This window comes from Polyangium mundeleinium, assembly GCF_028369105.1.
GTDB lineage: Bacteria > Myxococcota_A > Polyangia > Polyangiales > Polyangiaceae > Polyangium > Polyangium mundeleinium.
In genome coordinates this window covers 6,211,861-6,227,500 of sequence record NZ_JAQNDO010000001.1, presented here as the reverse complement: position 1 = coordinate 6,227,500, position 15,640 = coordinate 6,211,861, and the positions used below count along the sequence as shown (strand labels likewise).

Sequence of the window (15,640 nt, the reverse complement as noted above, 5' to 3'; positions counted from 1 at the left end):
CAGTTTGGTCCCTATCTGCCGTGGGCGTAGGACACTTGAGAGGAGCTGCTCATAGTACGAGAGGACCTGAGTGGACGTACCTCTGGTGTTCCGGTTGTTCTGCCAAGGGCATAGCCGGGTAGCCATGTACGGAACGGATAACCGCTGAAAGCATCTAAGCGGGAAGCCGGCCTCAAGACTAGGTGTCCCGAGCCGCAAGGCTCCTAAAGACCCCTCGTAGACCACGAGGTTGATAGGCCGGGTGTGGAAGCGGAGTAATCCGCGGAGCTAACCGGTACTAATCGGTCGTGCGGCTTGACCATACCTTTGAGGCAAACGTCGAGAGGCGTGCCCAGAGCTCGGATGACGAGCCGGCGCGCGCGAACGCAGCAACGAGACGCACTACATTCCGTTGTCCGGAGCCTTCAGGCCCGCGTGAGGTTTTCTCACGCGGGCCTTTTTCGTTCCATCCCCCGGCGTCAGGCCCTCGCGGCCGCGTCGTGCTCCAGGAGCCCGGCGAGCAACGTCCGGTGACATCGACCCGGATCGACGCACGACGACGAGCAAAGCAAGGTCATCCGCTCCCCGAGGCGGAGGCGCTCGGCGAGCGAGCGGATGAGGTCGCGCTCGGCCTTCATTTCGGCCCGGTACTGCCGCGCAAAGTCCTTCCACGGAAGCGGCGGGCCGCTCTTGCCCTGGAACGCGGCGAGTAGCTCGCGGCTCGGGCCCAGGTTCTTCGCCCAGAGATCCCAGGTCTCGTCCTCCTTGCGCACGCCACGCGGGCGAAAGCGGCACACGAGGACACGCAGCCCGTCGTCCGGCTCGACGGGCTCGTTCCAGCGCTTCGTCTTCAGGGGCAGGCGCGCGGCCGAGCGGCCGAGCGTCTCAGAACCCGCCGTCCTCGTCGCTCGATGCGCCATGGCCATTCGGACCGGACCCCCCCGGGCCCGACCGACCTCCCTGGTGTGTGCCGCCGGGGTTCTCGCCGGTCTCGTCCCGGCGCGCGCTCTCCTCGGAGGAAATCCCGCCGTGCTGCGACTCGGCCGAGCGCCGCTGGGCCTTCTCGTCGGCGTGCGCGGGCTCGGTTCGGCCGGGATCCTTGGGGCGTTTGTTCATGCGACGTCTGTGGGGCGTGGCCTCCGCGTGGCCAGTGTCGGCCGCGGATCCACGCCCCGATCGAGACGTCAGGCGACGGAGAGCTTGACTTCGATGTTGCCGCGCGTGGCCTTGGAGTACGGGCAAACCTGGTGCGCCGCGTGCATCAGCGCCTCGGCCTGCTCGCGCGGGAGGTTCGGGATGTGGCCGATGAGCTCCACGGCGAGGCCGAAGCCGCCGCTCTCATCCTGGCCGAGCGAGACCCTGGCCTCGATCTGCACGGGCCCGGTCTGCACCTTCTGCATGCGGGCGACGAGGGCGAGCGCGCCGCCGAAGCAGGCCGAGTAGCCCATCGAGAAGAGCTGCTCGGGGTTCGTCCCCTCCCCGCCCGGCCCGCCCACGCTCTTCGGCAGGCTGAGCTGGAGGTCGAACTTGCCGTCCTCCGTCTTGACGCGCCCCTCGCGCCCGTTCGTCGCCGTCCCCGCCGTCGTGTACAAAATCTTCATGACTTGCTCCTCTCCAACGTAGATGCGGGATTCCTTTTCGGCCGCGAGGCCGCGGCTGCAATCGAAATCCGCGTGGCTCCCGTGCTCCCGCGGAGCGTCCGCCGCACCGCTCGGGCGCGCGGCAGGCCGTCCGCAGGCCACGCGCCCCCAAAAGGCCGCGTTTTCAGGGAGGCTCGGGCTGGCATTGGTCCTGCTTGGGCGGCCCTTCATGCTTCGACGGACCTCGGCTTGGGTCGCGCTCGCCTTGCTCTCCGCTTGCTCGGGGGGCGGCGCGGGCGGTCTCCCCTCCCCGTCTGCCACGCCCTCGGCTCCACGGAAAGACGCGGCCACGGCGCCCGCGACGACCGACATCCCCCAGCGCGTCGACGCTCTCCTCGAGGCCGAATGGAAGGCCGCGGGCGTATCTCCGGCCAAACCTGCCACGGACGCCCAGTTTCTCCGCCGCGCGTGGCTCGATCTCGTGGGCACGTTGCCGCCGCCCGAGGTCGTCACGAGTTTCCTCGCCGATCCCGCGCCGGACAAACGCGCGCGGGCCGTCGACGCGCTGCTCGCGAGCCCGCATTTCGCCGAGCGCTGGGCCGCGTACTGGGAAGACGTCCTCCTCCGTGACGACGCGAAGGGAAACCTCGTCGACCGGGCCGCGTTCCGGGCCTGGCTGCGGGCGCGGTTTGCCGACAACACGCCCTGGGATCACGTCGTGCGCGAACTCGTCGGGGCGACCGGGAAAAGCAGCCCCGGCGGCCCCGCCCGCGAGCGCCGCATGGCCGCGCAGAACGCGGCCGCCGAGGCCGAGGCCGAGGGCGTGAACGGCGCGACGAACTGGATTGTGCAGTATCGGGGCGGCGTCGAGGACCTTGCGGGCGCCACCGCGCGCACGTTCCTCGGCGTGCAGATCCAGTGCGCGCAATGCCACGACCACAAGACCGAGAACTGGACGACCACGGACTTCCGCCGTTTCGCCGCGGCCTTCGCGCGGACCCGCGTCAAACCCGTCGAGGAGAAGGAAAAAGGCATGGCCCGCGCCTTCGAGGTCGAGGACGGCAAGCGCGGGCGGCCCGGGAAAAAGGCGACGGACGAGGCGCGCGAGATCGCCACCCTCGCCCCGGCCGCGCTCGACGGGACCGCGCTTGCCGGCGAGGTGCCGCGGGCCGAGCTCGCCGCGTGGATCACCTCCCCGACGAACCCCTGGTTTGGCAAGGCGCTCGTCAATCGTGTATGGGGGCTCTTTTTCGGACATGGATTCGTCGAGCCCGTCGATGATTTGCGCCCCTCGAACCCGCCCCGCGCGAAGGCCGTGCTCGACGCGCTCGCCGCCGATTTCGTGGAGCACGGTCACGATCTCAAGCGGCTCTTGCGGACCGTTTGCGCGACGCGCGCCTACGGGCTCGCGGCAGGACCACCCGCGGCGGAGGCGACGTTTGCGGCGTTTGCCCCGCGTCGTTTGCCGGCGCCGGTGCTGCTCGACGCGGTTCTCGCGGCGACGCGCCTCGATCCGTGGATCGAGGACACGCTCGGCGAGCGGGCCGACGCGCTGCGGGCGAAGATGCGCGAGCGCTTCCGGTTCGTGTTCGACGTCGACGAGGATGGCGCGCGCGCGGAGTTCGACGGGACGATCCCGCAGGCGCTCTTGCTCCTGAATGGCCCGCTCGTCGGCTATGGGTCGACCGCGCTCTCGGGCGGCGCGCTCGCGGACGTGCTCGTGATGCCGGGCGGCGACGCGGCCAAGATCGAGGCGCTTTACCTGCGCACGCTCTCGCGCAGGCCGACGGCCGAGGAGATTTCCCGTTGGGTGCAGTTCCTCGACGAGGCCGCGGCGGCTTCCGAAGAACACGCCGCGCCGCCGAACGGCTCGGGTCCGCTCGGGAAAATCGGCAAAAAACGAGGCTGGGTCGCGAAGACGCCGCGCGACCGGGCCTACGAGGATCTGTTCTGGACGCTGCTCGATTCGAGCGAATTCGCTTTCCAGCACTGAGACCGGAGGACGCCATGGAGACCCAAGACAAACCCGTGACGATCGATCGCCGGCGCCTCCTGCAGGCAGGGCTCGGAGGGCTCGGGGCGTGGCTCGCGCGGCGATGGCTCGTGGCGCCCGAGGCGCGCGCGGCCGAAGCGAGCGCGACCCCCACAAAACCCCGCGCGGATGCCTGTATCGTGCTCTGGATGAACGGCGGGCCGAGCCACGTGGATACGTTCGACCCGAAGCCGGGCACGAAGGACGCCGGGCCGTTCCGCGCCATCAAGACCCGCGCCAAGGGCGTGTCGATCTGCGAGCATCTGCCCCGCGTCGCCGCCGAGGCGCACCGGCTCGTGATCCTGCGCGGCATGACGAGCCGCGAGGGCAGCCACGAGCGCGCCCGGCAGCTCGGCCATACCGGGCACATCCCCAATCCGACCGTTGATCACCCTGCCCTCGGCGCATGGGTGAGCGCGCGACGCGGCGATCCCAAGGCGGAGCTGCCCGCCTTCGTGAGCCTCGGCGGGCCGAGCGCGGGCGGCGGGTTTTTCGGGCGCGCGCATGGTCCGTTCGTGGTGCGCGAGCCGGGGCGACCACCCGAGGACATGGCATACGGGCCGGGCGTCTCGGCCGCGCGGTTCGATCGGCGGCGCGCGGCCCTCGGGATGCTGGAGGACTCGTTCGAAAAAGAGACGCAGAGCGCCGCGGTGGCCGAGCGGCGCGCCGTGTTCACGCAAGCCGTCCGGATGATGCGATCGCCGGCCGCGGCCGCGTTCGACGTGTCGAGCGAGCCCGCGGCCGTGCGCGAGGCCTACGGCGACACGGCGTTCGGGCGCGGCTGCCTCGCGGCGCGGCGGCTCGTCGAGGCGGGCGTGCCGTTCGTCGAGGTCTCGCTCGACGGCTGGGACACGCACGAGGACAACTTCGAGCGCACGAAGCGGCTGATGGGCGTGCTCGATCCCGCCATGAGCGCGCTGCTCCGCGACCTCGCCGAGCGCGGCAAGCTCGATCGCACGCTCGTCGTGTGGATGGGCGAGTTCGGACGGACACCACGCCTCAATGGGCGGGGCGGGCGGGATCACCACCCCGCCGCGTGGAGCGCCGTGCTCGCGGGCGGCGGCGTACGCGGCGGGATCACGCTCGGCGCGACGGACGCGCAAGGTGAAAAGGTGGTCGAGCGGCCGGTGCCCGTGGCCGACCTGTTTGCCACGATCACCTCGGCGATGGGCCTCGATCCGTTGGAGACGGTCCCGTCCCCGGGCGGCCGCCCGATCACCCTCACGGACGGCGGGCAGGTCGTGCGCGAAATCTTGCTTTAGGCGGCGATCGGGGTTTGTCCTCGGGGGGCGAACCTGTTAGACACGGCCGAGATGGCTGACCTCTCGGCACCGAGGAAGCACGCCGCCGGCTTCGACGTCACCCAGGCGACGGCGCAACAGCTCGAGGAACATCGCGCCGCGCTCACCGGGCATTGCTACCGCATGCTCGGGTCGGTCTCGGAGGCCGAGGACGCGGTGCAAGAGGCGATGCTGCGCGCCTGGCGGAGTTTTTCCCAGTTCGACGGCCGTTCGTCGCTGCGCACCTGGCTCTATCGCATCGCCACGAACGTCTGCCTCGACGCGCTCGCCGATCGCTCGCGCCGCATCCGCCCGATGGAGTGTGGCCCCGTCGGCACGGTCGACGACACCCTCAGCACCCTGCCCACGTCGAGCTGGGTCGAGCCCATCCCCGACGCGCGGGCCCTGCCCGACGACGCGACGCCGGCCGAGCTCGTCTCGATGCGCCAGAGCATCCGCCTCGCGTTCGTGGCCGCGCTCCAGCACCTCCCGCCGAAGCAACGCGCGATCCTGCTCCTGACCGAGGTCCTCGGCTGGGCGGCCGCGGAGGTCGCCGAGAGCCTCGGCACCTCGGTCGCCGCGGTGAACAGCGCCCTGCAGCGCGCCCGCGCCACGCTCCAGGCCCGCGACCTCAGCGAGCCCCCTGCCCCGCTCGCCGACGTGCAGACGACGATGCTCGACCGCTACGTCGACGCGTTCGAGCGGTACGACATGGACGCCTTCGCCGCGCTCCTGCACGAGGACGCGACGCTCTCGATGCCGCCGTACTCGCTCTGGCTGAAGGGGCATGCCTCCATCCTGGCCTGGCTCATCGGCCGCGGCGCAGGGTGTCGTGGCTCGCGGCTCGTGCCGACGGCGGCGTGTGGCTCGCCTGCGTTCGGGCAGTACCGTCCCCCGCACGCGCCGGGCGAGCCCTACAAAGCGTGGGCGCTCATCGTGCTGGAGGTCTCGGGCGACCGGATCACCGCGATGAACTCCTTCCTCGACACGGCGGCGCTTTTCCCGCGGTTTGGCCTGCCGCTGGAGCTCGCGCCGTAGCCGGCTCGGCCGGGTCGAACTTTTTCTCTCGCGGACCGATGAGTTCGGACCCCCCGCGGGGTCCATACGCCGAACCCACAGACATGGAGGCGCCTATGACCACGACCCGTTCCCGCAAGCTCTTCGTCAACATCGCCGTCAAGGACCTGAAGCGCTCGGTCGAGTTCTTCACGAAGCTCGGCTTCACGTTCAACCCGCATTTCACCGATGAAACCGCGACGTGTATGATCGTGAGCGAGGAGGCGTACTTCATGCTCCTCGTCGAGTCGAAGTTCAAGGAGTTCACGAAGAGGCAGATCTGCGACACGAGCACGGCCACCGAGGGCCTCTATTGCCTCTCGTGTGAGAGCCGCGACGAGGTCGACCAGATGGTGAAGACCGCGGTCGAGAATGGCGGGTCACGCGCGATGCCCGCCATGGATCTCGGCTTCATGTACAACGGCAGCTTCTACGACATCGACGGCCACCACTGGGAAGTCATGTGGATGGATCCGGCCGCGGTCCAGAAGTGATCACGTCGCGGGCTCAAGGGCAGACCGAGCCACCCGCCGTGCAGAAATAGGTCATCTTGATGGCCTCCGCGGGGCTGCAATCCCCCGCTTCGAGGACCAGATCGAAGAGCTGCAAGCCCGCCTGATTGCAGGCGTCGTGCGCCGCTTGCTTGAGGAAGTCCCGCGATTGGCAGGAAATCCCGTCGCCGATCGAGCCGCTCGCGCAGATGGCCGGCGGCTCGGGCGGCGGCGGATCGACCGGCGGCGGCGGATCGACCGGCGGCGTGGGGGGCACCGGACAACATTCGTAATGGGCTTGTGTGGTCTGCCAGCCGCAATCGCCACCCTGGTACTCGAAGACCGTGAAGAGGAGACCGTTCTCCTGGCAGATCGCAAAGGCCTGATCCTTCAAGATCCCCGGATCCTCGCAGGTCGGGCTCTCCACGGTGCCCTGCAAGCAGCCGGACGGCAGCACAGGGGCCTCGGGGCTCTCCTCGCTCACCTTCCCGTCCCCCTCCTCTTTCCCGTCGCCTTCGAGCGCGCCCTGCGCCATCTCCTGCCCGCTGTCCTTCACCTCCGCCGTGCAGGCGACGAACCCGGACGCAAGAAATACGACCACGAGCGACCGCAATCCATTCGACAAACGCATGGGTACCTCCGCGCGCCCCGCTGCGGGGCGCCGTCGTGACATCCGTTCTTCTTCAATCGCGAGGTGGCCTCGCGTTTCCTCTTTTTTTACGTCAAGGCTCGCAGCACGAAAAACCGACCTTCGACGCCTGGTCGGCCGGGCAATCCCCCGCGGTCTGAAGATCCGCGAGGGAAAGGCCGAGCGCATTGCAGGCCGCGTAGGCCTTGTCCTTGAGCAAACCCTTGTCGAGGCAGGTCACGCCGTCGCCCAGGGCGCCGCTCTGGCAAACGAGCGGCGGCGGTGGCGGCGGCGGCGGATCGACGATCGGCGGGCAACACGTGTAACTCGCCTGCCGCGTCATCCAGCCGCAATCGCCTGTCGTGTACTGAAAATCCACCATCTGCTGCCCCGCGATCTGGCAGACCTGGGAGGCGATGTCCTTGAGCTTGCTCGGATCCTGGCAGGTGACACCGTCGCCCACGGTATCGATCGTGCACACGTCGACCTCGGGATCGGGCTCGGCGCATTCGTGTTCGGCGCTCCGGAAGAGGCCGTCGCCGCACGCATCGAGGTAGGTGATCTCGGCGAGGATGAGGCCATTTTCGTCGCAATCGAGCTCGGCGCGCTCCTTCCAGGTCTCGGGCGTCGCGCAGGAGGCCTGCGGACCGGCCGGATCGACGGGGGGCTTTGGCATATTCGTCGTCGCGCCGCGCGCCCCGCCGAGCGAGCCAGTCGCGGGTGCGCCGGATTCGCCGGCGAGGGCTTGCGTCGGCGACCAGAACACGAGCCCCTCGGAGCCGTCCACGTCCCCGGACCCGCCGGGCGAATGCATGCGAGACCGAGGGCCCGAGGGCACGTCGCGTCTCGGGCCGCGCCCATCAAGCTCGATAGGCCGCCGCTCGGGATCCGCATCAAAAGGCGAAGACGGATCCAGCGCGCGCCACGAAGGCGACGGCGCGTGCGGCCGGGCATCGGGCGCGCTCGGAACGGGGGCCCGCGGCGGGCCGAGCACGCGCGGGTTCGTCTCCGGCGCGCGATCGGCGGCCGGGGCCACGTCCGGATCGGCCGCGAATTCGGTTTGTTTCGGCGAAACGAGCCCGGAGCGGGCGTGTGGTGTGTCGTCGTCGAGCGACAGGAAAAGCACGAGGGCGCAGGTCGTCACGAGGGCCAGAGGACGCGCGAGCCCGCGGAGCGACGTCGACCCCACAACACGCGGCGGCTTCGCGCCGAGGCTCCGCAGGCGCGCGCCGAGCCGCGCTTCGAGCGTCGGATCCGGCGTGACCTCGGCGTACAGCTCCTCGGCCGCGCGCAGCCGCGCGAGCAGATCGTTCGACGCGGGTGTGGTCATGGGGAAACCCCCCAGCCGTCCTTCTTCAGCCTCTCGACGGCGCGCTGGATCAATTTGCAGACGTATCCCTTCGAATGCCCCAGGATCTCGCCGATCTCCTCCTGCTCCTTGCCGTCGAGCCAGTACATTGAAAAAGCGACCTGTTCCTTCACCGGCAGCGCGGCGATCGCCTCGATCGCGCGGCGTAAATCCTCGCGGGCCATCACCAGCGTGTCGGGCTGCTGCGGCTCGGGCTGGTCTGCGCCGAAGAGCCAGCGGATCGGCGCGAGCGAGCGGAATCGATCCCGGCGCATGCGGCTGAAGCAGCGGTTCGTGGTGGCGCGATACAGCCAGCCCGCGAGGTCGTCGTGGTCGTCGAGCGCCGGCAGCGCCTTCATCAGGTCGAGGAAGACCTCCTGCGTGATGTCCTCGGCCCAGGCGACGTTGCCCTTGCCGTAGCGGAGCGCGAGCCGGTACACGAGCCCGTGGTGCTTGCGGTAGACGACCTCGACCGCGCTCGGCGTGGCCGTCCGGGGCAACTCCGCGGCGCGCGCTTGGGCCTCGCCCGGGGGCGGACGCTCCTCGACGAGCCTCTTTCGCGCGAGGGGCGCGAGGAGGTCGGCGACGTCCGGGGGGGCGAGGTTCGGGCTCGGCACGAAGGTGCTTCCTTCGCTCCCATCATGCGCGAGGGGCCGGCCGGTTTCCTCGGCAGCGCGTTTTTTGGGAGGGGCGGGCGGCGCCGCTCCGTTCGCGGGGCAACGGCGCCGCCGTCCCGAGCCCGTTCGTCGTGAAGACGCGCGGACGAACGGCCGTCCGCGTCCCCGCGCCAAAAGCGCAAGCGCGAGCGGCTGTGGGCTCGCGCTTGCGCGGGGCGTGCTCGAAGGGGGGCGCGTGGTCCGCGGGCGCGGACCGGGGAGGCACGCCGTGATGGAAGAACGAATCAATGTCCTTTCGCCCTCGTTTCGGGCGAATCCGTACCCTCGTTACGCTGCGATGCGGACGTCCTCCCCCGTGTGCCAGGTCGATCCCGGCGGCATGTGGGCCGTGAGCCGCTGGGACGATGTCCTCTTCGTCCTGAAGAACCCGGCGCTCTTCTCCTCGCAAGGCTTCAAGGCGGCCCTGGAGCCCCCGTGGATCGGGTACAACCCGCTCGTTCATTCGATGGTTGCGCTCGATCCGCCGGCGCACACGCGGCTCCGCGGCCTCGTCACCCGGGCGTTCGGCGGGGGCGCCACGCGCCGCCTCGCGCCGAAGGTCGAACGCCGCGCGGAAGAGCTCGCGGGGAAGCTCGTGGGGGATGTCGATTTCGTCGAGGCCTTCGCGATCCCGCTGCCGGCGTTCGTGATCGGCGAGATCCTCGGCCTCGATTCCTCGCTGCACGTGCATTTCAAGCGCTGGGCCGACGAGATCGTCGCGATCACGCCCGAGCCTTCGAGCGCCGAGCACGCCGCGCAGGTGCGGACCACGATCGCCGAGCTTTCGGGGTATCTCCGGCAGGTCGTGGCCGCGCGGCGGCAGGCGCCGGCGGACGACACGGTGAGTGATCTGATCCACGCCGAGGTGGACGGCCATTCCCTCACGGAGGAGGAGATCCTCGATTTCCTCGTGATGCTCCTGCTCGCCGGCCTGGAGACCACGACGCACCTGCTCGGGAGCTCAATGCTCTTCCTCGCGACGCATCCGGCGTTATGGGAAAAGCTCCGCGGAGATCCCGCGCTCGCCTCGCCGTTCGTCGAGGAAATGCTCCGGTACGACGGACCTGCCCACGCGCTGCCGCGGATCACCACGGCGGAGGTGACGCTCGCGGGGATGACGATCCCGCCAGGATCACTCGTGCTCGTGCTCCTGGCATCGGCGAACCGGGACGAGCATCATTATGCGGATCCGGATCGCTTCGACCTCGATCGTGCCGCGCAGGGCAGCCTCCCGTTCGGGCACGGGATCCATGCCTGCATCGGCGCGCTCCTCGCGCGAATGGAGGTGCGGACCGCGCTGGAGGTCCTCACGCGGCGGTTTCGGCGGGTGGAGCTCGGCGCGGGCGAGATCCGCTACAACCGGACGATCCTGGTCCGCGGGCCCGTGGCGCTTCCGCTGCGGTTCTCGTGAACACGCGCGCGGCGCTCGGGCCGGCGCGACGTGGCCCTGCGGGAATGGTTTTTGAAACGGATCTCGCATCATGACCGCGCACGACGAGGCCCCTGCCGCGCTCCCCTTTCCGCTCGAACGTTCGGATGAGATCGGCTGGGCGGACGAGTTCCTCCTCCGGCTCGTCTCGACCACGATTCGCCGGTACAACGAGGCCGCGGACGAGGCGGGCCCTTCGGCGGCGACGGGCGTGACCGAAGCGGGGCGCGGCAAGGCGATCATTCGGGGCGGCGCGCTGTTTTCCGCGCTCGCTGGCGCCGGCGCCGGCCTCGTCTCCACGGGCGGGGCCTTGTTCACGGCCGGCACGGAAGGGGTCGGCGCGCTCGTCGCGCTCCCGGCGACCGCGCTCGGCGCTGCGCTCGACGCCGCGCTCCGCCTCGTCACGCAAACGTACACCGCTTGCCGCCTCGCGGGCTGCGTCGGCGTGCGCTTCGATCCGGACGACCCGGCCGACGTGTGGGCGCTCTTCAAGCTCGTGCAGGGCGCCGAGCAGGCCCCGGAAGAGCAGGATCGCCCGGGCGCCGCGCTCGCCCGCCTCGCGCGCACCGACCTCGAAGGCGCGACGCAGGGCCTCGCCGCGCGCCTCTTCGGCGGAAGCCTCGCCCGCAGCTTCGTCCCGTTCGTGGGCATCGTCGCCTCGTCCGTCACGAATTACCTGGGCACGCGCAGGCTCGGCCAGACCGTCCTCCGGTACGTGCGGTATCGCGCCGCCTTCGACCGCGTCCTCGCCGACGAACGCCTTTCCCCCGTGAAAGATCGGCTCTTCGAAGGCCTGTGGTTCCTCTTCGAAGCCGACGGATGGCTGCGGCCGGAGGAGACGGCGCTCCTGTTCACGTTCTTGCGCGGCTGCGAGACGGACATCTCGATCGGCCTCGACGAGCGGCTCGCGGATCCGATCGGCTGGTATTTGCGGCTCGGCGACGTCCCTTCCCCGGCGCGGGGGCCTTTTTATCATGCGCTCGAGATTGGCGCGGCCGTCGACGCGCGCGCCTCGCTCCGGGAGCGCGAGCTCCTCGCGCGCGCGGCCGAGGCGCTCGGCGTCCATTTCGACGAGGCGCGCCTCGAACGAATGATCCACGAGATGCACGAGAGCGGGATGCTGTCGTCCGAGCTCTCCGCGGATGGGCTCACGCAAAGGGAGGAGCGCGGCCGCAAGGCAGCTTAGGGGGTTTCTCCAAGAAGGTCGACCGAAAGCTCCACGTGCTCGTCGAGCAGCCCCATATCCGACTCCGTCTTCACGTGGTAGGCGGCGAGCAGCTCGAGGTCGAGATCGTCGAGGGCCACGAAACGCTCGGGCCGCTCGGGCCGGGCGTCGATCCATTGCATGATTTCCATGCACCGGGTCTGGCCGGGGTTCGGGTCGGGAAAGCGCTTCGTCCTCGGGTGCAGGATGGGCGTGTGATCGAGGACCTCGCCCACGAATCCTTCCTCGGCGAGCAACGTCCGCAGCCTGTCGACCGTGTTCCACTCCCGCCAGGTCGAGCTGACCACGACCCGCGCGCCCGTGCGCTTCACGATCGTGTTGAGCCGCTCGACGGCCGGCGGGCTGAACTGTTTCCGCGTGTCGCGGTCCTCGTGCAGGAGCATGAGGTAATGGTTCAGCACGCCGTCGAAGTCCAGAAACACGATCTTCATGGCGGATCGAGGACACCACGAGGCGGGGCCGAGCGTCAAGCCGGGGCTGGAGGACGTCGGCGGCGGGGCTGAGGAGCGTCAACCAACCATGGAGACGACCCGCAGCTCGTCGTCCCGCCCGTGCGCGGCTCTCGGGGGGGCCCGGCTTGAACAGGAAGACTGGTAGGGTGCGCAGGGAAATCCCTCCGGCACGGTCCAATCGCCGGAGCGACGGGTCTCGACATGGAAGTAAAAGTCGAGGCTCATCGGAGGCGCCGGCCCCTATTCGAGGAACGGGAGGACCACGATGGCGCGGCCCGTCGGAGGCGGGAATCGCAAAGGCTCGAACACGCGAACGAGGCAAGACACGAGCTCCGGGCTCGCGCCGCTGAGCGCGGAGAACCCGATCGGGCCGACGAGCTCGACGTGTCCATCCGCAGCGATATGGAGCTTCATCTCCAGCTTCCCCATCTTGCGGTCGGGGGCGCGCTGCTTTTCTTGGAAGTGACATTCGCTGATGGCGGGCGTGCGCTCTTTCAACGTGGTCTGGAGCGCCTCCCCCCATTCCGGCGATTGGTCGCGGGACCCGTCGTCGATGCAACGCGCCCGCGCGCTTCGATAGGCGAGCTCGCGCTGGCGCGTCGCGACGTCGGCCGCGCGATCGAACGGGGCGAGGTCCGGCTCGCCCCGGTGCGCGAGCCCGAAGACGTGCGCCGTCGTGAGCAGCAGGTAGGCCGTCGCGAGCCGGAACTCGTTCGCCTCGGAGGCGAGCGTGGGGTCTTGGAGCTCGTCGCTGAGGCGCTCGCTGGTGTCGCAGGATTGCTCCAGGCGGTGCATCAGCGCCTCGACGCGTGGCATGGGCGTCGTCGAGCGAATCTCGGCGGCCGGCACGTCGCGCATTTCCGTGTCGAGTACGGCCTGAAGGCGCGCGCATTCCGCGGCGCGATCTCCCGCGACCGCGGCCGGAGCGGCCGGTGTCGCAACCGGTGTCGCAACCGGGGGCGCGCCGCAGGCCGCCACGAGGGTCGCTGCAAGGGTCGCCATCACAAGCGCGTGGGCAGGGCGAAACATGCGCGGGTCAGGACCCGAGCGGCAGAATCTTGGCCTGACACGTATGGTCGACGCATTCGGCGACCGCATCGCCACATCCGCGGCGGGTACACGCGACGCCTTCGCAGCCTTGCGGGCGGTGCGCGTTGGCGTGCGCCTTGTTGAACGCCTCGGCCTTTCCGCCGTTGCAGTGGTCACAACACGCGGTCTCGACGACGACGCAGTCCGCGTCCGACTGACACGTGGTGTCCGCCGAGGCCGCGCTCGGCACGTCGTCGCCGGGCGCCGCGCCGGCGCAAGCGAGCGCGGCGAGCGTCCACAAGGAGAATCCCAACGTCCCGAGCACGCGTCTGTTCATGGAGCATCTCCTCGTCGAGGGGGGAGCGAAGCGTCTGCACCGGAACGTACGAGATCCCCGCCTCTTCCACCAGGGTCTGCGCCCGCTTCTGCTTCCTCCGGAACGCCGCCAGGCTGGCGCGCTTGTTGCCGATCCCCGACCGTGGCAACCTCTCCGCGAGCGTTTCCATGATGCGCCCCTGTCCACCTGAGGTCGTCGCCTCGTGATCCCGAAGGCGCCCGTCGAATCGACGCTCCGGGCCATGGGACGGGCGCTCCTGCACCGCAATTACCGGCTCTTTTTCTTCGGCCAGGGCGTCTCGCTCATCGGCACGTGGCTCACGCGCGTCGCCACGAGCTGGCTCGTGTATCGGCTGACGGACTCGGCGCTGATCCTCGGGCTCGTCGGCTTTGCCGGGCAAATCCCGACGTTCGTCCTCGCTCCGTTCGGGGGCGTGCTCGTCGACCGCTGGAACCGCCACCGCATCCTCGTCGTCACGCAGGTGCTCGCGATGGTGCAATCGGCGCTCCTCGCGTTTTTCGCGCTCACCCACACGATCACGGTCGCGCACGTGCTCGCGCTCTCGGTGTTCCAGGGGGTCATCAACGCCTTCGACACGCCGGCGCGGCAGGCGTTCGTCGTCGACATGGTGGAAGATCGGGCGGATCTCCCGAATGCAATCGCCCTCAACTCCTCCATGGTCAACGCCGCGCGGCTGCTCGGCCCGTCCGTCGCGGGCGTGCTCATCGCGGCCGTCGGCGAGGGAACTTGTTTTTTGATCGACGCCGTCAGTTACGGGGCCGTCATCGCCTCGCTCCTCATGATGCGCCTCCCGCCCGTGGCGCGGGCGCCGGCGCGGAGCCGCATCCTCGCCGAGCTGCACGAGGGCTTCCGGTATGCGGCCTCGTTCGCGCCCATTCGAGCCATTCTGCTGCTGCTCGCGCTCGTGAGCCTCACGGGCGTGCCGTACACGGTGCTCATGCCCGTCTTCGCCGCACGGGTCATCGGCGGCGGCCCGCATATTCTCGGAATCCTCATGGGCGCGTCGGGCGTCGGCGCGGTCGCTGGGGCGCTCCTCCTGGCGTCGCGCCGGAGCGTGCTCGGCCTCGGGCGCACGATGGTCATCGCCGGCGCGCTCTTCGGCGCAGGGCTCATCGCCTTCTCGTTTTCGAGGTGGCTGCCGCTCTCGATGGTGATCATGGTGGTGGTCGGCGGCGGCATGATGGTGCAAATGGCGGCGAGCAACACGCTGCTGCAAACGCTCGTCGACGAGGACAAACGCGGCCGCGTGATGAGCTTTTACACGATGGCATTTTTCGGCATGGCTCCGTTCGGGAGCCTCGCAGCCGGCTGGCTCGGGGCGCATGTCGGCGCGCCGATGACGGTGCGGCTCGGCGGCGTGGTGACGCTCGTCGGCGTGGCGGTCTTCCTGCACAAGCTGCCCGCGCTGCGCCGCGCCGTGAGGCCCACCTACGTCCGGCTCGGGATCCTGCCGGAAATCGCAGCCGGCATCAGCCAGACGACGAACAAGCAGGGATAGGAGCGGAGCGCTTTCGCGGGGGGCGGCGTCGCGCCGGGGCGCTGCCCCGGACCCCGCGGGGGCTGTTCGCCCAAAGGCCCGAACCAGGCACGACCTGGACCGAGGGTGGAAGAATCGCGCTCCGCGCAGTTCTTCCAAACGGGCCCGTGGCAAGACCTTGAAGGTGGGTTTCAAGCCGGCGACGCGTACGCTGCCGGTGAAACCTGCAGCGCCGCGGTCTTGGTGGGCAGGCCCGTCGCCGGTCTTGGCCTGGCCGTTCGATGAACTGCGCAGGTCGAGCCTTCGATCGACGTGTCGTTGATGAGATCCGGCATCGGCACCGGGGGACGTCCTTCGTTCGGCCGGTAGACGAGCGCGTGCATGGCGTTGCCGAAACAGAGCATGTCGTCCGTCCCCGTGTCCTCGGTCAGGAAACGCAAATGCACCTCGCCCAGGTAGTCGTCACTGAAATAGAGGTGGGATCGAGGGAACGCGACGATGATGCCGTCGGGCAAATCGTCCTCGAGCTCATAGGGGGCGGGCCACGCGAACTCGGCCAGCACCTCGCGGAGGAGGGCCATCGTCAGGTAGGATCGCGTGAGGAACGGATCCTCCATCCT

General features: G+C 69.5%; 17 protein-coding genes and 1 rRNA gene (1 of these 18 cut by a window edge). 8 read left to right on the top strand and 10 right to left on the bottom strand.

The genetic code is table 11. The features are described 5' to 3' along the window. Positions 1 to 302, top strand: a 23S ribosomal RNA gene (locus tag POL67_RS24825) (it extends 2,704 nt beyond the left edge of the window). A gap of 156 nt (positions 303 to 458) precedes the next feature. On the opposite strand, the gene POL67_RS24820 is transcribed toward POL67_RS24825, so the two are convergent. From POL67_RS24820 to POL67_RS24810, 3 genes are all read right to left on the bottom strand, one after another. Continuing rightward, positions 459 to 899: a DUF488 domain-containing protein gene (locus POL67_RS24820; RefSeq protein WP_271921239.1), complete on the bottom strand. Its 441-nt coding sequence runs from the start codon at positions 897 to 899 to the stop codon at positions 459 to 461. Continuing rightward, positions 865 to 1,095, bottom strand: a complete 231-nt coding sequence (locus POL67_RS24815; RefSeq protein WP_271921237.1) for a hypothetical protein — start codon at positions 1,093 to 1,095, stop codon at positions 865 to 867. The genes POL67_RS24820 and POL67_RS24815 overlap by 35 nt, the downstream gene beginning before the upstream one ends. Positions 1,096 to 1,163: 68 nt before the next feature. Further along, entirely contained in the window at positions 1,164 to 1,580 is a 417-nt protein-coding gene (locus tag POL67_RS24810) for an organic hydroperoxide resistance protein (protein ID WP_271921236.1), read from the bottom strand. Positions 1,581 to 1,788: 208 nt separating this feature from the next. On the opposite strand from POL67_RS24810, the gene POL67_RS24805 reads away from it, so the two are divergent. The 4 genes from POL67_RS24805 to POL67_RS24790 all read left to right on the top strand — a co-directional run bounded on the left by POL67_RS24805 (position 1,789) and on the right by POL67_RS24790 (position 6,421). After that, complete coding sequence (locus POL67_RS24805; protein ID WP_271921233.1) at positions 1,789 to 3,552, top strand: DUF1549 and DUF1553 domain-containing protein; 1,764 nt, start codon at positions 1,789 to 1,791, stop codon at positions 3,550 to 3,552. Positions 3,553 to 3,566: 14 nt separating this feature from the next. Next, complete coding sequence (locus POL67_RS24800) at positions 3,567 to 4,853, top strand: DUF1501 domain-containing protein (RefSeq protein ID WP_271921231.1); 1,287 nt, start codon at positions 3,567 to 3,569, stop codon at positions 4,851 to 4,853. A 51-nt stretch (positions 4,854 to 4,904) separates the two neighbouring features. Then, on the top strand, positions 4,905 to 5,909 hold the full coding sequence (locus tag POL67_RS24795) for a sigma-70 family RNA polymerase sigma factor (protein ID WP_271921229.1): 1,005 nt from the start codon (positions 4,905 to 4,907) through the stop codon (positions 5,907 to 5,909). Positions 5,910 to 6,004: 95 nt separating this feature from the next. Then, the gene (locus POL67_RS24790; RefSeq protein WP_271921227.1) at positions 6,005 to 6,421 is read left to right on the top strand and encodes a VOC family protein; all 417 of its coding nucleotides are present in this window, start codon (positions 6,005 to 6,007) and stop codon (positions 6,419 to 6,421) included. A gap of 13 nt (positions 6,422 to 6,434) precedes the next feature. Here the strand turns inward: POL67_RS24790 and POL67_RS24785 are convergent, their stop codons facing one another. The 3 genes from POL67_RS24785 to POL67_RS24775 form a co-directional block, all read right to left on the bottom strand. Further along, entirely contained in the window at positions 6,435 to 7,049 is a 615-nt protein-coding gene (locus POL67_RS24785) for a hypothetical protein (RefSeq protein WP_271921224.1), read from the bottom strand. A 91-nt stretch (positions 7,050 to 7,140) separates the two neighbouring features. Then, positions 7,141 to 8,376, bottom strand: a complete 1,236-nt coding sequence (locus POL67_RS24780) for a hypothetical protein (RefSeq protein ID WP_271921222.1) — start codon at positions 8,374 to 8,376, stop codon at positions 7,141 to 7,143. Further along, a complete protein-coding gene (locus POL67_RS24775; RefSeq protein ID WP_271921220.1) occupies positions 8,373 to 9,011 on the bottom strand; it encodes an RNA polymerase sigma factor in 639 nt (212 codons plus the stop codon). Before POL67_RS24775 ends, POL67_RS24780 begins: the two co-directional genes overlap by 4 nt. Positions 9,012 to 9,282: 271 nt before the next feature. On the opposite strand from POL67_RS24775, the gene POL67_RS24770 reads away from it, so the two are divergent. After that, the gene (locus POL67_RS24770; protein WP_271930888.1) at positions 9,283 to 10,461 is read left to right on the top strand and encodes a cytochrome P450; all 1,179 of its coding nucleotides are present in this window, start codon (positions 9,283 to 9,285) and stop codon (positions 10,459 to 10,461) included. A 70-nt stretch (positions 10,462 to 10,531) separates the two neighbouring features. Further along, positions 10,532 to 11,665, top strand: a complete 1,134-nt coding sequence (locus tag POL67_RS24765) for a hypothetical protein (protein ID WP_271921218.1) — start codon at positions 10,532 to 10,534, stop codon at positions 11,663 to 11,665. On the opposite strand, the gene POL67_RS24760 is transcribed toward POL67_RS24765, so the two are convergent. The 3 genes from POL67_RS24760 to POL67_RS24750 all read right to left on the bottom strand — a co-directional run bounded on the left by POL67_RS24760 (position 11,662) and on the right by POL67_RS24750 (position 13,522). Then, positions 11,662 to 12,135, bottom strand: a complete 474-nt coding sequence (locus tag POL67_RS24760) for an HAD domain-containing protein (protein ID WP_271921216.1) — start codon at positions 12,133 to 12,135, stop codon at positions 11,662 to 11,664. The two genes, POL67_RS24765 and POL67_RS24760, sit on opposite strands and share 4 nt — an antisense overlap. A 261-nt stretch (positions 12,136 to 12,396) precedes the next feature. Next, entirely contained in the window at positions 12,397 to 13,158 is a 762-nt protein-coding gene (locus tag POL67_RS24755; RefSeq protein ID WP_271921214.1) for a hypothetical protein, read from the bottom strand. A 34-nt stretch (positions 13,159 to 13,192) separates the two neighbouring features. Further along, positions 13,193 to 13,522, bottom strand: coding sequence for a hypothetical protein (locus tag POL67_RS24750; RefSeq protein WP_271921212.1), 330 nt, complete (start codon positions 13,520 to 13,522; stop codon positions 13,193 to 13,195). A gap of 202 nt (positions 13,523 to 13,724) precedes the next feature. Here POL67_RS24750 and POL67_RS24745 point away from each other — a divergent pair, with 202 nt between their 5' ends. Next, positions 13,725 to 15,041, top strand: a complete 1,317-nt coding sequence (locus POL67_RS24745) for an MFS transporter (RefSeq protein WP_271921210.1) — start codon at positions 13,725 to 13,727, stop codon at positions 15,039 to 15,041. A 170-nt stretch (positions 15,042 to 15,211) separates the two neighbouring features. Here the strand turns inward: POL67_RS24745 and POL67_RS24740 are convergent, their stop codons facing one another. Then, positions 15,212 to 15,637 (bottom strand): hypothetical protein, encoded by a 426-nt coding sequence (locus POL67_RS24740; RefSeq protein ID WP_271921208.1) that lies wholly within the window; start codon positions 15,635 to 15,637, stop codon positions 15,212 to 15,214. Between the last annotated feature and the right edge of the window lie 3 nt (positions 15,638 to 15,640).

Excerpts from the sequence above, each read along its gene's own strand:
- POL67_RS24820 (WP_271921239.1), bottom strand. The coding sequence starts at position 899 with ATGGCGCATCGAGCGACGAGGACGGCGGGTTCTGAGACGCTCGGCCGC.
- POL67_RS24815 (WP_271921237.1), bottom strand. The coding sequence starts at position 1,095 with ATGAACAAACGCCCCAAGGATCCCGGCCGAACCGAGCCCGCGCACGCC.
- POL67_RS24810 (WP_271921236.1), bottom strand. The coding sequence starts at position 1,580 with ATGAAGATTTTGTACACGACGGCGGGGACGGCGACGAACGGGCGCGAG.
- POL67_RS24805 (WP_271921233.1), top strand. The coding sequence starts at position 1,789 with ATGCTTCGACGGACCTCGGCTTGGGTCGCGCTCGCCTTGCTCTCCGCT.
- POL67_RS24800 (WP_271921231.1), top strand. The coding sequence starts at position 3,567 with ATGGAGACCCAAGACAAACCCGTGACGATCGATCGCCGGCGCCTCCTG.
- POL67_RS24795 (WP_271921229.1), top strand. The coding sequence starts at position 4,905 with ATGGCTGACCTCTCGGCACCGAGGAAGCACGCCGCCGGCTTCGACGTC.
- POL67_RS24790 (WP_271921227.1), top strand. The coding sequence starts at position 6,005 with ATGACCACGACCCGTTCCCGCAAGCTCTTCGTCAACATCGCCGTCAAG.
- POL67_RS24785 (WP_271921224.1), bottom strand. The coding sequence starts at position 7,049 with ATGCGTTTGTCGAATGGATTGCGGTCGCTCGTGGTCGTATTTCTTGCG.
- POL67_RS24780 (WP_271921222.1), bottom strand. The coding sequence starts at position 8,376 with ATGACCACACCCGCGTCGAACGATCTGCTCGCGCGGCTGCGCGCGGCC.
- POL67_RS24770 (WP_271930888.1), top strand. The coding sequence starts at position 9,283 with ATGGAAGAACGAATCAATGTCCTTTCGCCCTCGTTTCGGGCGAATCCG.
- POL67_RS24765 (WP_271921218.1), top strand. The coding sequence starts at position 10,532 with ATGACCGCGCACGACGAGGCCCCTGCCGCGCTCCCCTTTCCGCTCGAA.
- POL67_RS24760 (WP_271921216.1), bottom strand. The coding sequence starts at position 12,135 with ATGAAGATCGTGTTTCTGGACTTCGACGGCGTGCTGAACCATTACCTC.
- POL67_RS24755 (WP_271921214.1), bottom strand. The coding sequence starts at position 13,158 with ATGGCGACCCTTGCAGCGACCCTCGTGGCGGCCTGCGGCGCGCCCCCG.
- POL67_RS24750 (WP_271921212.1), bottom strand. The coding sequence starts at position 13,522 with ATGAACAGACGCGTGCTCGGGACGTTGGGATTCTCCTTGTGGACGCTC.
- POL67_RS24740 (WP_271921208.1), bottom strand. The coding sequence starts at position 15,637 with ATGGAGGATCCGTTCCTCACGCGATCCTACCTGACGATGGCCCTCCTC.